Here is a 13,676-nt window from a genome sequence, read left to right on the forward strand (position 1 = left end):
ATACAATAAATGCACAAAAGAAAATAAATACCATTATACTTAGCCAATTGCTATGCACGGTTCATCGACTCCTTACATAACCTCATTTTCTATTCAAAGTATACTGTTTAGAAATAAAGATTAGGTAAAGATAATATGAAAATAAATTAAAAAAGCGTAGATAGTATTATCTACGCTTTTTTCGGTAAATAGAAGTAAAATAACACACCACCTTCGGTATTCTTCACCCCATATTCAGCATTGTGCAGCTCTAAAATGTTTTTTGAAATCGCAAGGCCAAGCCCGGTTCCACCTTGTGAACGTTTCCGTGCCGCATCTACTCGATAAAAACGATCCCAAATTTTATCTAATTGTTCTTCTTCAATGTGGGCACCCTTATTTTCAATACACACTTTTATATAATTCTTCTCGTCTATTGTGGAAATAATAATATCCTCTTTATCTGGTGTATAACGTATTGCATTCGTAATGAAGTTCACAATTACTTGTTCAATTCTATTTTGATTCCCAACCACTTCAGCTGGACATATATGTTTGTGCACACTCAGTTCTTTTTTCTCTATCTCCGATGAAAGCTGTTCACATATTTCTTCAATCACTCCATCGATATAGAAAGAATCCATCTTCATGTTATATGTGCCAGACTCAAATTTAGCTAATTCAAGCATATCCAAAATTAGTATATCCATCTTGTCTACTTCTTTTTCCATCGCCTGAAAATAGTAGTCTTTCTTATGTTCAGCTACCCCATCTTTTAAAATGGAAATACAGCTTTTCATAATACTCAGCGGCGTTTTTAGTTCATGCGATACACCTGCAATAAATTCTTTCCTTGTATTTTCTAACTTTCTTTCTTTTTCAATATCTTGTTCTAACTGTCCAATATGTGAATGTAGTTTATTAGATAATGTATTAATATTTTGCGATAAATCACCAATTTCATCTTTTGAAGTAATCGGAATTTTTTCTGTGAAATCCAAATGAGCTATTTTCTTCGTTGTATCATTTATTTTTAGTAGCGGTTTTGCAATTTGTTTTGAATAATAGAAAGAAGCTAGAAAAATAAGAATGACTACAAACGCAACAATGTAAATGTAATAATCTTGCACCATTTGCACAGCCTCATCGACAGGCTGTAAAGAAGCCATCGCGTATATGTATGTCACCGATCCATCTTTTTCTTTTATTGGTTTGATTAATAATTTATATTTTATATCATTTTTTTCATAGTCCATTGTTTGTGTTGCATATTGTATTTGATTGCTTTCTTTTAGTAATAAATCAGCTTGAAATTCTTTTATATTATCCAAAAATAAATTATTTTTATAAATTGGGTTTACAGGCCCTTTTACATCGGGGAACTGTACTTTCGTAACACGTCCTACTATGAAAGCATCTAATTCCTGAGCAGCTTGCTCCTGAACGGCCGGCTTCTTTTCCTTAACAACTTGTTCCTCAGCTGCTTTCTTTTTCTCCTGATCTAATTTAATCATTTTCTCATTAAATGCTTTTTCTAACGGTTTATTAGATCCACTTAAATTTTGCTTACCTAACGAGAAAGAGAATGGAATAAAACTTTCTTCTTTTTTCACTCCAGAAAAATAGATTTCTTGTCCTAAAAACTGGTTTGATGCTTTATTATCAAGCTCTTCTATATTGATGAGGTAGCATACGGGAATCTTGAATATTTGTTGTCCAAAACTCTTCTGTTGCTTACGGTCAATCGTTACCTCAAAATAAAAATCATCCGCATGTTTTAAATTCCCATACTGGTCTAAAGTCGTAATCCACGTATTATTTTCTCTTAAAAAATCTTGCTCCAGTTTCTGAACTTCTTCTGCACTTCCTGCATAATTTAAATAGTTCTTTGCAAAGGAATTTAAGTTCACTTTAATATCTTCCACTTTTCGATTCGCATAATATTGTTTGAAAAATATTGTTTGCCCAATAAATATCGTCGCTAAAATCAACATACATAGGGCTGTTGTAAGTGTAAATAATTTAAGTACAATCCCATTTCTCATATGTTCCCCTCGAATTTATAACCGGTTCGCACTACAGTTGTAATGTGCTTTGATTTCTCTCCTAATTTATTTCGTAAATTACGAATATGGCTATTAACCGTTCGATCATCACCAGCAAACTCATATCCCCAAATTCTTGAAATTAATTGCTCTCTTGTTAGTACAATTCCTTGGTTTTTCATGAAATACACTAATATTTCAAATTCTGTATGTGTTAAACTAATGTCTGCCTCATCAACAGTAACAGTACGTGACGGAAAATGGACATGAATGCCATGAATTGATAACGTATCATCTTCATTCTCTAAAGGTTTCTTTGTTGCTTTTCTACTTTCCAACAACCTTTTCGCTCTCGCTAATAAAATAGGCGGACTATATGGTTTCGCAACATAATCATCTGCCCCAAGCTCAAACCCAAGTAACGTATCATCTTCATCAACACGTGCCGTCAACATAATGATAGGAACCCCGGATGTCTTACGAATTCTTCGGCAAACAGACCATCCATCTAGTTCTGGTAACATAATATCAAGTATAACTAAATCGACCTCTTCTTCTTCAAATAAGACTAAAGCTTCTTTTCCATCTCTCGCTTCAAGCACTTTATATTGTTCACTCAAAAAGTAATCCTTTAATATTTCACGTAAAATATCTTCATCTTCAACAATTAAAATGTTTTTTGACATAATCTATGTCTCCCCCTCTCGCTTTAAGAAATTATTATTCAAAGCTCTATAATTTATTTTGAATTGCTCGTAATTAACTTTGCCTCGATAATATATCGATCCGGTGCATCCCCTATATAATCAAATGGATAGCAAGTCGTCAGTGTTAATGTCGGTTCTTCTTTTTTTACAATAACAGTGCGATCATCCGCATGTGTAATCCACATCTTTTGAATTTCATATGTGTACATTGTATTGTCATATTCTACAATGAGATTGTCTTTTTCTTTAAGCTCCCCTAATTCTGTAAATACAGTATCCCTATGCCCGCTCAGTACAGTATGCCCCCCTCCAGATGGTGTTGTCGTTAAATCACTAACAAACATACCGACTCCTTTTTTCAATGTTGCATCATTTGCTCCCCAATATATAGAAAACTTCTTCTTTATTTTCGGTATATTTAACATTGCTACCTTTTCTCCTTCTTTATGCTCGGTTTGAGAAGAAGGTACTTGGGAAGTTACAGGTGTTTCATGTGAAAGTTGATTATCTTGTATATTTTTAAGGCTCTTTATTTCTTCTTTCGTTAATTCTTGAGCAGAGCTTTTTCCTTTATACCATTCCACAGCGTAATACGATCCCATGAATAACCCTATGGCCATCAATATGATACCGATATAATTGAGTAACTTCATGTTCCATCCCTCCATGCAAAAAATGGTAGGAATAACCTACCATTTTTAATATATGAAATTATCCCATTCTTTATAGAAAAATATTTTATTTACGCCTTAACTTTATTACGACGCTTCAAACCAAATAATGTCCCTATCCCTACAAGACATGCGCTTAGTGCCATCATTGCTACATTATTTGATGCTGTGTTTGGTAATTTTTCACCTTGTACAGCTGGCTTTGCTACTTCCTTTTTCGCTGCATCATTCTTTTGCCCTGCCTTAATTGCCTCTTCTTTTTTTGCAAGAGCTTCCTTTTCTTGCACTTGTGGTGTTACTTCTTTTTTCGCTGTATCATTCTTTTGCCCTGCTTTTATTGCTTCCTCTTTTTTAGCCATATCACTTTTTTCTTGTACTTGTGCTGCTTCTTTTTTCTCTACTTCGCTCTTTTGCTGTTCCTTAATTGCTTCTTCTTTTTTAGCTTTATCTTGCTGCATTTGCGCTGATTCTTCTTTTGTTAATGTTCCAGTAGAAGCACTCGCTACCGAAGAATAACCTACTGTTAAAAGTGCCATTGCAAAAATTGGTAATAGTTTCTTTTTCATTTTCATTCTCTCCTCTTATACGTTTTACATCACGTCGCATCGGATGTATCACTAGAATAAACAATAGATATAAATATAAGATGCAGATGAAATATATTTCATTTAAAGATTTCATTTAAAGATTTCATTTTAGAAAAATAAAAAAACACCGTAATATATACGATGTTTTTTCGGGTGTGTGTCTCGATATTTATTTGTTACTTTCGCGTGATTGAGAAGTAGAAAGGGCCGGAGTGATAACTAATTGTCTCGGCTCAGTTTTCTTGAAGTGATTTTTGACGTTACACTTACGACATTGAACGACCCATGCTTTAATAGGATTTGTTAAAATAATTTTTTGCCTTTCGTTAGGGGCCTCTTCTTCCAATTTACAACTATCGCTCCACTTACTCCATTTCATTGTAAATTTAGAAGAAGAATGATCGTCTTCTCGATCAAACGTATGCAAAAAATCCATTTCTCCAGCTAGCATTACGGTGTTACTAGTTGCTAAAAAAGAAAAGGTCGTCCAATGTTTCTCCATGCCCTCCTACTCCTTTTTCACATATAGAGTGCCTAAAACTTAATTTACCTAAAATATGCTTGCCCTTTACCTTACACTTATAGTTTATCCAAAACACTACTATGCAACTATCGATTTGTCTTACAAATCACCTTACATTTTTGTAAGAAATGAAAAACCTTCACTCTATATACGTGAAGGTTTCTCATTTCTTATCTCTAGAATCTTTCATATCATCAAGTCCAGCCTCTTGCAGCTGCGACATCATACCGTGGGAAATTGCGCCTAATACTAAAGTCATTCCAATTAGTGAAATGCGAATTGCAGGTACATCAATTATGTAAGCCAACATACCAAGAACAATTGTTAAAAACAATGCTTTTATAAATGTTACACTTGTATACTGTTTCTTTTTCATCATAATCACCCTTTTGGAAGCGTTTTCTTAATATTATCAGTATATCATATCATCTGACTATTTTGTGGGGATTTCTGTAAAAACCTTATATCTTCTTTGACTTTTTTCTTTCTATCCTTTACAGTCGAAATGTTCACAAGTTTTACACTGTAGGAGGATTCAAATGAAAATTGAAATAAAAGACACTTTAATTTCTGAAGAACAATTACAAGAAAAAGTAAAAGAACTAGCGCTTCAAATCGAACGTGATTTTGAAGGAGAAGAAATCGTTGTAATCGCTGTATTAAAAGGATCTTTCGTATTCGCTGCTGATTTAATTCGCCATATTAAAAACGAAGTAACTATCGACTTTATCTCTGCATCTAGCTACGGAAATCAAACAGAAACAACTGGAAAAGTAAAACTATTAAAAGATATCGATGTAAACATTACTGGAAAAAACGTAATTGTCGTAGAAGACATTATCGATTCTGGTTTAACACTTCACTTCTTAAAAGATCACTTCTTCATGCATAAACCAAAAGCATTGAAGTTCTGTACGTTACTTGATAAACCTGAACGCCGTAAAGTGGACTTAAAAGCTGAGTATGTTGGCTTCCAAATTCCAGACGAATTTATCGTTGGCTACGGTATCGACTGCGCAGAAAAATATCGTAACTTACCATTTATCGCTTCAGTTGTAACGGAGTAATATAAATGGAGTAAACTTCCATCAATTATTGATGGAAGTTTATTTTCTATCACGATTCGTAAAAGACAAAGGGAGAGAATAAAAATGACAAAGACAAAATTTGAAAAAGTACTCCTCATCGTAAATCCGAAAGCAGGACAAGGCGATTTACATACGAACTTAACAAAAATCGTACCACCTCTTGCGGCAGCTTTTCCTGACCTGCATATCCTCCATACGAAAAAACAAGGTGATGCAACAAAATATTGCCAAGAGTTTGCTAGTAAAGTAGATTTAATTATCGTCTTCGGTGGTGACGGAACTGTATTTGAATGCACAAATGGCTTAGCCCCTCTTGAAACTAGACCTACACTTGCAATCATTCCAGGCGGAACTTGCAACGACTTCTCTCGCACACTCGGCGTTCCGCAAAATATTGCAGAAGCAGCAAAACTCATTACAAAAGGACATATAAAACCAATCGATGTCGCAAAAGCAAACGGACAACACTTCTTAAACTTCTGGGGCATTGGACTCGTATCTGAAGTATCAAACAATATTGATGCAGAAGAGAAAGCAAAGCTTGGTAAAATTGGTTACTATTTAAGCACAATTCGAACTGTAAAAAATGCTGAAACATTCCCAGTAAAAATCACTTACGACGGACAAGTATATGAAGACGAAGCTGTCCTTGTTATGGTTGGAAACGGTGAATATCTCGGGGGTATCCCATCCTTTATTCCGAACGTAAAATGTGATGACGGAACACTTGATATTTTCGTAGTCAAATCAACAGGCATTCAAGCGTTTAAAGATTATATCGGAAAAAAACTATTTGAAGACTCAAATGAAAATGACATCTTCCATGTAAAAGCGAAATCCATTCATATTGAAACAGAAGAAGAAAAAGAAGTAGATACAGATGGAGAAAGTTCGCTTCATACACCGTGTCATATTGAATTGTTACAAGGACACTTTACGATGATTTATAATCCTGCGTTTGTATAATCACTATTTCACTATAACTTTAATAATTACTAAACTTCGCATTTTTCAAAAAAATATAGTATGATGAATAAATAAAAGGTTGTTAACAAAAACGTTAACAACCTTTTTTGTTTTTTCCGAAAAACTTTTCAAATTAAAGAAGCGATCACATGTATTGGAGAAAAAATGATAAACCTGTAGAAGAACCAGAAGCAATCGCTGTGTGGGAATGCGAAGCAGACGACTGTCTTGGCTGGATGCGTAAAAATTTTTCTTTAGAAGATAAGCCGCAATGCCCATTGTGTAAAGGTGACATGAAAAGCGGCGAAAGATTACTACAGAAGTTATAATACCTTTCCCTCTTTATCTTTTATATACTGAAAAAATAGAGGATTTTATTTCTCCCTATCTACAGTACAAGTTGCTTCCTAATTATAAATAATGAAAGAAGCAGCTATTACGTAGAATAGCTGCTTCTTTCAATCTATAACTTCTTCATCGCTATAAATTCCATATAATATTCCCCTAAATTTATCTCTATTCATCATCCCCCTTACTCACTACATACTACACTTCTTTCGGAAGAACAATTTTTTTATACAATTGAACTGTAATGAAATAATAAAACACATAAATGACTAAGAAAATAATAATCGGCAGCCAAATACGGAAATATGGATTATCTATTAAGAACGAGAACATGCTCATTCCGACTAATACGTGCATTATACCTACGATCGCTGGGAACAAGAAAACTAAAAGTAACTCTTTATAAATTGATTTCGTTAATAGCTCATAACGCACACCAATTTTACGAAGCATTTGATAGCGAATAACATCTTTTGAAGCACCAGAAAGAATTTTAAACATTAAACAGCTTGCCAGCATCGCTAAGAAAGCTATGCCTAAGAAAAATCCCATAAATACTGTTCCACTGTAAGTACTGTAATATCCTTCATATAGCATATATTTACTCAAAAGATGTACTTCTTTCATATCTTTATATCTAGCTAGCTCTAATTCATCGATTTTTTTCCATTCTTCTTTATACGTTATAAAATTGTCCGTTTTCCCCAGTATTATAATTTCTTCTTTACCTTGTATCCCGTCATACATCTTTTGATCTACAATTTGTATCTTTTGACTAGGATTCATATATGTCTTTTGAAGAGACCTTAAAACATTTCCCCACTCTTCTGGAATTACATTGGTATTATCCTCATTTTTTTCTTGCCTATGGCTTAAAACGGCTCCGACAATTAGCTCCCTCGAAACAGGAACGAATCGGCTACTATTCCCGTCTTTTCCAGTAGGTGTTAGCGGACGATTCCTTTCTAAATCTTCTTTCAATTGGTAAATAAACTGCTCATCTACTTTGTATCGATATTCGTTCTTTTCTTTAAATGTAATACTATCTAATATTTTCTTTTCTTCTGCTGTGGGATTTTTAATTTCGACATCATAGTATTCTGCACTCTCCACCATATTTGTGACATTATTTTTTAACGCCATACCACTGGAGATTGCACCCGCACCGAGAGCCACTAACATAGCAACTGTCGCTAATACTTTCGTTAAACTATTAATAGAAAAACTTAACTGTGCAAACGTAAACGCATTGATTCCTTTTTCACTACGATTTTTATTCGCTTTTAGTTTGTTAATAATAATGGGAAGGAATGATGCAAATAGCATGTAAGTTCCTAATGTTACTGTAATTGTAGCAATGATAAATCCTGATTCCTTTAACTCTTTCATATAAATCATCGAAGCATAACCAACTGCTAATAAAATAATTGATAAAAGTGCTACTATATTCGTTAGTTTTCCTTTAGTAGGCGTACGCTCTTTGTGACTATTGGAGTGAACGAGTTGTAATAACGAATTACGCGCTAGTTTCATACCATTCATAATTGCGGACAACATAAATAATGCAATGAAAAAGATGAAAGTAACAATGATTGATGGTACATAAAATGCATGATAACCACCACCAGTAAATTCTAGTTCCTTCATTAGCAAATGGCCAACACCTTGCGCCAAGATTATACCGACTATCACACCTACTATAAGAGATACTATTCCTAATACAATTGTTTCAATAAACATGAGCAATGTAATTTTATGCTTTTTTGCCCCTAATACCATATACATACCAAATTCTTTTTGCCGAAGTGATAATAAAAATGAATTGGCGTATAAAATATAAAACAATGTAATAAACCCTAATAAAAATGAGCCCGTTTGGAAGACGGAAAAAATCCCATCCATAGAATTCCCTTCGATGAATGTTTTATTTAACGCTAACGTTTGAAACATATAAAAAATTGAAATAGACATAATAAGCCCAACTAATAAGACCATATAGTCTTTTCGTTTACTTTTTAGTCCCGACATGGAAAGTTTGAATAACATGTTGAACCTTCTTTCTTATGCTTTTTGTGTGCCTAAATCTGCAAGCACATCTAAAATTTCTTTATAAAACTCTTCACAAGTACCTCTGCGATAAATTTCTTTATACAGTTCTCCGTCTTGGATGAATAAAATACGTCGGCAGTAACTCGCACTAAATGGATCATGTGTAACCATCATAATTGAAACATCCTGCTCTTCATTTAAGTTGGTCATCGCCTCTAATAAACTTTTCGCATTTTTAGAATCAAGCGCTCCTGTTGGCTCATCTCCTAAAATTATTGCTGGCTCATGTACAAGTGCACGAGCCGCCGCCGAACGTTGTTTTTGTCCACCAGATACTTCGGACGGATATTTTTGAAGAATCTCTGAAATTCCTAACATCTCTGCTACCTTTTTCACCTTTAATCCAATTCTTTTCGAATGAACACCTTGCAGAGAAAGCGGTAATGCAATGTTTTCATAGATTGATAAATTTTCAAGTAAGTTAAAATCTTGAAAGATAAACCCTAGTTTCTCTGAGCGAAAATCAGATAATTCCCCTTGCTTCATTTTCGTAATATCTGTTCCAGCAATTTCAACAATTCCACCTGTCGCTTTATCTAATGTAGAAATTACATTCAATAATGTTGTTTTTCCTGAACCAGATGGTCCCATAATCCCAACGAATTCACCCTCTTGAATCGAGAACGATACATTCTTTAGTGCATGCGATTGGCTCTCACCTTTTTTACCGTATACCTTTTGTACATTCTTTACTTCTACAACTGATGCTGTCATTTATATCCTCCTACATTTCTTTTTCCTATTTTTATTTTCCGAGCATTTCTTAACCCATTTCTAAGTATAGATAGCATTTCTTAATAAATAGCAGCGGATATTCTTAACATTTCTTTAAGAATATGAAAAAGCCCCAAAGCGAATAGCTTGGGACTTTTGATTTCTATATTCTATTTTTGAGTAAGAAATAAAGACTTTATTTCTCCTCTCAATCTTACTCTACCTAAAAAAAGAAATGATATTCATCTATACTTTACTAACCTTTAGGTTCTACTAAAATGACATCTTCTAAATCATATAAATTCGCCTTTGGTTTTGCATAAATAATATGTGCAAGACCATATTTATCCGGCTCTTGATCTATTACCTCTGCTACTTCAAGACCAGGTGGTATTTTCTGGCTCAATTCAGAGGTAATAATGCTATCACCTATTTTTATTTCTTTCGCTTTATCTGATGGAATATTATCAATTCGAAGAGCTTGTTTTTCCTTATCATACCCTGTAACAAATCCTAAAATGGATGAGTTATTTTGGAGGGTGATTGCTAAACGATTTGTTCGTTCATCTTTCGTAATTAATTTCACAATAGATGTAAATTGATCTACACTCTCTACCTTTCCAATAAGACCACTCACCGTCATAACAGCCATATCAACCTTTACACCATGTTGTACCCCTCTATTAAGAGCGATTTTCCCATACCAATCTTCTGCTACGCGCCTTACTACTGTAGCTTGAATTAAATTGTATTTTCCTTGTTCCTTTAATTCTCTCGTCTTGTTGATAAGCTTAGTAAGGTTTTCTTTCTCCCCACTTAACATTTGCACTTTACTCTTTAACGATTCTTGATTCTCGATTTTTTCTTGCAATAATTGATTCTCTTTATATACTTTATAAATGTCTTCTATATTGTGAACAATATTTTGTACATGCCTATTATTCGTACATACATATATCATCAATAAAACAAAAAGAATAATTGAAAGAAATAATAATATTTTCCTCTTAGAAGCCTGCATAATCATCCTGTTACTCCTTACCATTTTTTATCTACACAATATAGAATACTAGTAGTTGTATACAGAAGAAATGCAGTTTAGCTAAAGTTCAGATAATCTTTATCTTCTTTATAAAAAATTTAGAGATTATCACATACTGCCACTATATTCGAAGCTTGTTCGTTACTTTATCCATTGAATGCAACTTATAATTTCTATAACTACTTATGTTTTATTGTTACTTTTTCTTTTGCTTTAGCGGGTATTTCGTCATCTTGTATTTCTTCCCATTTCATACCATAAGTCCCTTTAGATTTAACCTTTAAATATGCCCCTATTCGTAAATGTTTTGAAGAAGTCATCACAATTTTTTGTTCTTTACCAGATTCATCATATCCTTTAAATTTATAATTCCATCTACCAAAACCATTACTTTTGGCTTCATATTCCCCATCACTGTCGACAACAGCATAATAAAAATCTTCTTTAATAAATGGATTCATTTGATCTACAATTGGTCCACCTTTCACTACAAGTAATATAATTCCAACTATAATCAATATCATAAACGCGCTTAATTTTTTCATATAACTTTCGATTCTCCACTTCTCTGTTTTATTAGTCAACATCCACCTGAATAATGGAATAAGACTCTCTCTAAATCAATAGCAACACTATCTCTCATTCTTCCCTAATTAGAAGGTAACCGATATTTCTAATGCCCTTCTAATTAAATTGGCAATAAGATAATAAATTGAATAACCCCATTTTCATATTCCGCTCGAATTTCTCCTTTGTGCAATTCAACAATGCTTTTTGCAATTGCAAGCCCCAAGCCTGAACCTTCTACAGCTCTACTTCTCGATTGATCTTTTTTATAAAAACGCTCAAACAAATTCTCCAATTCTGTTTTTGTAAATTCTTCACTATGATTCGCTATAGAAATTTTGATATGCTGTTCTTCTCTTTGAAGTGAAACTTGAATTTCTGCTTTATCTATACTGTATTTAATTGCATTTATTAAGAGGTTTTCAAACACACGCACCATTTTTTCCGAGTCCACAACGGCATATATACGATCTTCCTGAAATTTTTTCACGAATGAAAGATTATGTTCCTCCGCTTGTGGTACTAGCTCTTCTATTAACTGATCAAGTAGTTCATTCATACACACTTCTTGTGAATCTAACACCATATTTTCATCTGTTAGTTTTGTATACTCAAACAAATCCTCTATTAACATCTTCAACTGCTCTGATTTTGAAAAAGCAATTTTTATATACTCATCATGCTGTTCTTTATTTTCATATTTCGCATCACCTAGTAAGCGTAAATACCCCATAATAGAAGTAAGTGGTGTTCTTAAATCATGTGATACATTTGTAATCAATTCACTTTTTTGTTTCTCTATTTGTTTTTCTTTTTCTATATTAGCCAAAAGCTTTTCTGCCATTTGATTAATATTTGAAGTTAATACACCTATTTCATCTTGACCTGCCTGTTTGATTTTGTATTGTAAGTTCCCTTTCGAAAACTCTCTTACTCCTTCTGCCATTGCTTCAATCTGATTCATCTTCCTTTTCGTTATATAAAAGAAAGAAAGTAGAAAAGTAATAAAACCTAGTAAAGATGGGAATGGACTACTACCGTTCACTACATACTTTACATTTCCTTGTGGTATACCACTTGCAATGATATACATATTTTTCGTATTAACAGTAACTGGATAAAAGGTTGTAAACTCCTTACGCTTTTGTTCAGCTCTATCTTGAATTAAATTCTGTGCCTCTACATATCGTACTTGATCCATTTTAAAATCCATTACATTACGCATCGTCTCATGAAGATTAATCTGTTCTTCCGGTGCTCCCTTTGTTTTATAAACCACTTTCCCATTCTCATCTATTATTAAAACCTTCAATTGATTTTGATGATTCAATTGATCAAGCAGTTCTTGTATATTAATTTCCTTACCCTCTTCTGTCATACTTTCAACAAGCCTTTGTGTCTGTCCATCAATGGCTTCCATACCTGATGCATAATCAATGATAGAAATTTTATTCGCATCCTCGAAAAAGGAAGATGAAGACCACCCTACTAATACACCAAGTAATGTACAGAAAGTAAATGTAGTAATTAGCTGTACACGTATACTCTTTTGCAAATAACTAACTGTTTTACCTATCATTTTTTTAAAAACTTGATTCATCCATATTATCGGTTCAAATATCTTTCTCAATCTTGTAGCCAACTCCCCATATTGTTTTAATGTAACGAGGCTTTCTTGGAATTGCCTCTATCTTTTCACGTATTTTCCGAATATGTACCATCACAGTATTATCGGATTGGAAAGCTTGCTCTTTCCATACTCTTTCATAAATTTGCTCTGCATTTAATACCATTCCTTGATTTCGTGCAAGCAATTCTAATACCTCAAACTCTCTCGGTGTCAATTTCACCTCTTCATTTGCAATAATGACCTGCCGCGTTGCTATATTTATCTTTATATCTCCAACTTCAAATACATTTTCATCTTTTACACTTGCCCCGCTCATTTTCATATATCTCCGAAGTTGTGATTTAATACGAGCAATGAGTTCAAGTGGATTAAATGGTTTTGCTACGTAATCGTCTGCTCCAGTTGTTAACCCTAAAATCTTGTCCATATCTTGCGTTTTTGCCGACAGCATAATAATGGGCATTTCCGCTATTTCTCTCACTTTCATACACATATGAATACCATCTATTTTCGGCATCATAATATCAAGTACAATTAGATGCACGTCTCTTTTCCTTACTATTTCTAACCCCTCTTCACCATCTCCAGCTTGTAATACTTCGTAACCTTCATTCTTCAAATAGATGGCGATAAGTTTTCTAATTTCCTTCTCATCGTCCACGATAAGTATCGTTCCTTTACTCACAAAATCTCCTCCAGC

General features: G+C 33.6%; 15 protein-coding genes. 3 read left to right on the top strand and 12 right to left on the bottom strand.

The features are described from left to right. Nucleotides 1-170: 170 nt before the first annotated feature. From MHH66_RS24020 to MHH66_RS24045, 6 genes are all read right to left on the bottom strand, one after another. A complete protein-coding gene (locus tag MHH66_RS24020) occupies nucleotides 171-2,024 on the bottom strand; it encodes a sensor histidine kinase (RefSeq protein WP_078184695.1) in 1,854 nt (617 codons plus the stop codon). Then, a complete protein-coding gene (locus MHH66_RS24025) occupies nucleotides 2,021-2,710 on the bottom strand; it encodes a response regulator transcription factor (RefSeq protein WP_060750104.1) in 690 nt (229 codons plus the stop codon). The genes MHH66_RS24020 and MHH66_RS24025 overlap by 4 nt, the downstream gene beginning before the upstream one ends. A 53-nt stretch (nucleotides 2,711-2,763) precedes the next feature. After that, nucleotides 2,764-3,384: a class D sortase gene (locus tag MHH66_RS24030; protein WP_078184696.1), complete on the bottom strand. Its 621-nt coding sequence runs from the start codon at nucleotides 3,382-3,384 to the stop codon at nucleotides 2,764-2,766. Between the two features lie 89 nt (nucleotides 3,385-3,473). Continuing rightward, entirely contained in the window at nucleotides 3,474-3,968 is a 495-nt protein-coding gene (locus MHH66_RS24035) for an LPXTG cell wall anchor domain-containing protein (RefSeq protein WP_078184697.1), read from the bottom strand. Nucleotides 3,969-4,158: 190 nt separating this feature from the next. Further along, nucleotides 4,159-4,491, bottom strand: a complete 333-nt coding sequence (locus MHH66_RS24040) for a hypothetical protein (RefSeq protein WP_000410949.1) — start codon at nucleotides 4,489-4,491, stop codon at nucleotides 4,159-4,161. Nucleotides 4,492-4,675: 184 nt separating this feature from the next. Further along, the gene (locus MHH66_RS24045; RefSeq protein ID WP_078184698.1) at nucleotides 4,676-4,891 is read right to left on the bottom strand and encodes a hypothetical protein; all 216 of its coding nucleotides are present in this window, start codon (nucleotides 4,889-4,891) and stop codon (nucleotides 4,676-4,678) included. A gap of 160 nt (nucleotides 4,892-5,051) precedes the next feature. Here MHH66_RS24045 and hpt point away from each other — a divergent pair, with 160 nt between their 5' ends. The 3 genes from hpt to MHH66_RS24060 all read left to right on the top strand — a co-directional run bounded on the left by hpt (nucleotide 5,052) and on the right by MHH66_RS24060 (nucleotide 6,895). Further along, the gene (gene hpt, locus MHH66_RS24050; protein WP_000687586.1) at nucleotides 5,052-5,579 is read left to right on the top strand and encodes a hypoxanthine phosphoribosyltransferase; all 528 of its coding nucleotides are present in this window, start codon (nucleotides 5,052-5,054) and stop codon (nucleotides 5,577-5,579) included. Nucleotides 5,580-5,663: 84 nt separating this feature from the next. Next, nucleotides 5,664-6,566: a diacylglycerol/lipid kinase family protein gene (locus MHH66_RS24055; RefSeq protein WP_063218162.1), complete on the top strand. Its 903-nt coding sequence runs from the start codon at nucleotides 5,664-5,666 to the stop codon at nucleotides 6,564-6,566. A 149-nt stretch (nucleotides 6,567-6,715) separates the two neighbouring features. Further along, nucleotides 6,716-6,895: a cold-inducible protein YdjO-related protein gene (locus MHH66_RS24060; RefSeq protein ID WP_002015777.1), complete on the top strand. Its 180-nt coding sequence runs from the start codon at nucleotides 6,716-6,718 to the stop codon at nucleotides 6,893-6,895. A 217-nt stretch (nucleotides 6,896-7,112) separates the two neighbouring features. Here MHH66_RS24060 and MHH66_RS24065 read toward each other — a convergent pair whose 3' ends face one another. The 6 genes from MHH66_RS24065 to MHH66_RS24090 all read right to left on the bottom strand — a co-directional run bounded on the left by MHH66_RS24065 (nucleotide 7,113) and on the right by MHH66_RS24090 (nucleotide 13,661). Then, nucleotides 7,113-8,960: an FtsX-like permease family protein gene (locus tag MHH66_RS24065; protein ID WP_078184699.1), complete on the bottom strand. Its 1,848-nt coding sequence runs from the start codon at nucleotides 8,958-8,960 to the stop codon at nucleotides 7,113-7,115. 15 nt (nucleotides 8,961-8,975) lie between these two features. Then, complete coding sequence (locus MHH66_RS24070; RefSeq protein WP_078184700.1) at nucleotides 8,976-9,737, bottom strand: ABC transporter ATP-binding protein; 762 nt, start codon at nucleotides 9,735-9,737, stop codon at nucleotides 8,976-8,978. Nucleotides 9,738-9,993: 256 nt separating this feature from the next. Next, nucleotides 9,994-10,764, bottom strand: a complete 771-nt coding sequence (gene mreC, locus MHH66_RS24075; RefSeq protein ID WP_078184701.1) for a rod shape-determining protein MreC — start codon at nucleotides 10,762-10,764, stop codon at nucleotides 9,994-9,996. Nucleotides 10,765-10,958: 194 nt separating this feature from the next. After that, the gene (locus MHH66_RS24080) at nucleotides 10,959-11,324 is read right to left on the bottom strand and encodes a YxeA family protein (RefSeq protein WP_078184722.1); all 366 of its coding nucleotides are present in this window, start codon (nucleotides 11,322-11,324) and stop codon (nucleotides 10,959-10,961) included. Nucleotides 11,325-11,467: 143 nt separating this feature from the next. Then, nucleotides 11,468-12,976 (bottom strand): sensor histidine kinase, encoded by a 1,509-nt coding sequence (locus MHH66_RS24085; RefSeq protein ID WP_063218165.1) that lies wholly within the window; start codon nucleotides 12,974-12,976, stop codon nucleotides 11,468-11,470. After that, nucleotides 12,960-13,661, bottom strand: a complete 702-nt coding sequence (locus MHH66_RS24090; protein WP_002164891.1) for a response regulator transcription factor — start codon at nucleotides 13,659-13,661, stop codon at nucleotides 12,960-12,962. Before MHH66_RS24090 ends, MHH66_RS24085 begins: the two co-directional genes overlap by 17 nt. Between the last annotated feature and the right edge of the window lie 15 nt (nucleotides 13,662-13,676).

The sequence above is a fragment of the Bacillus sp. FSL H8-0492 genome, from assembly GCF_038006145.1.
Lineage (GTDB): Bacteria > Bacillota > Bacilli > Bacillales > Bacillaceae_G > Bacillus_A > Bacillus_A mycoides.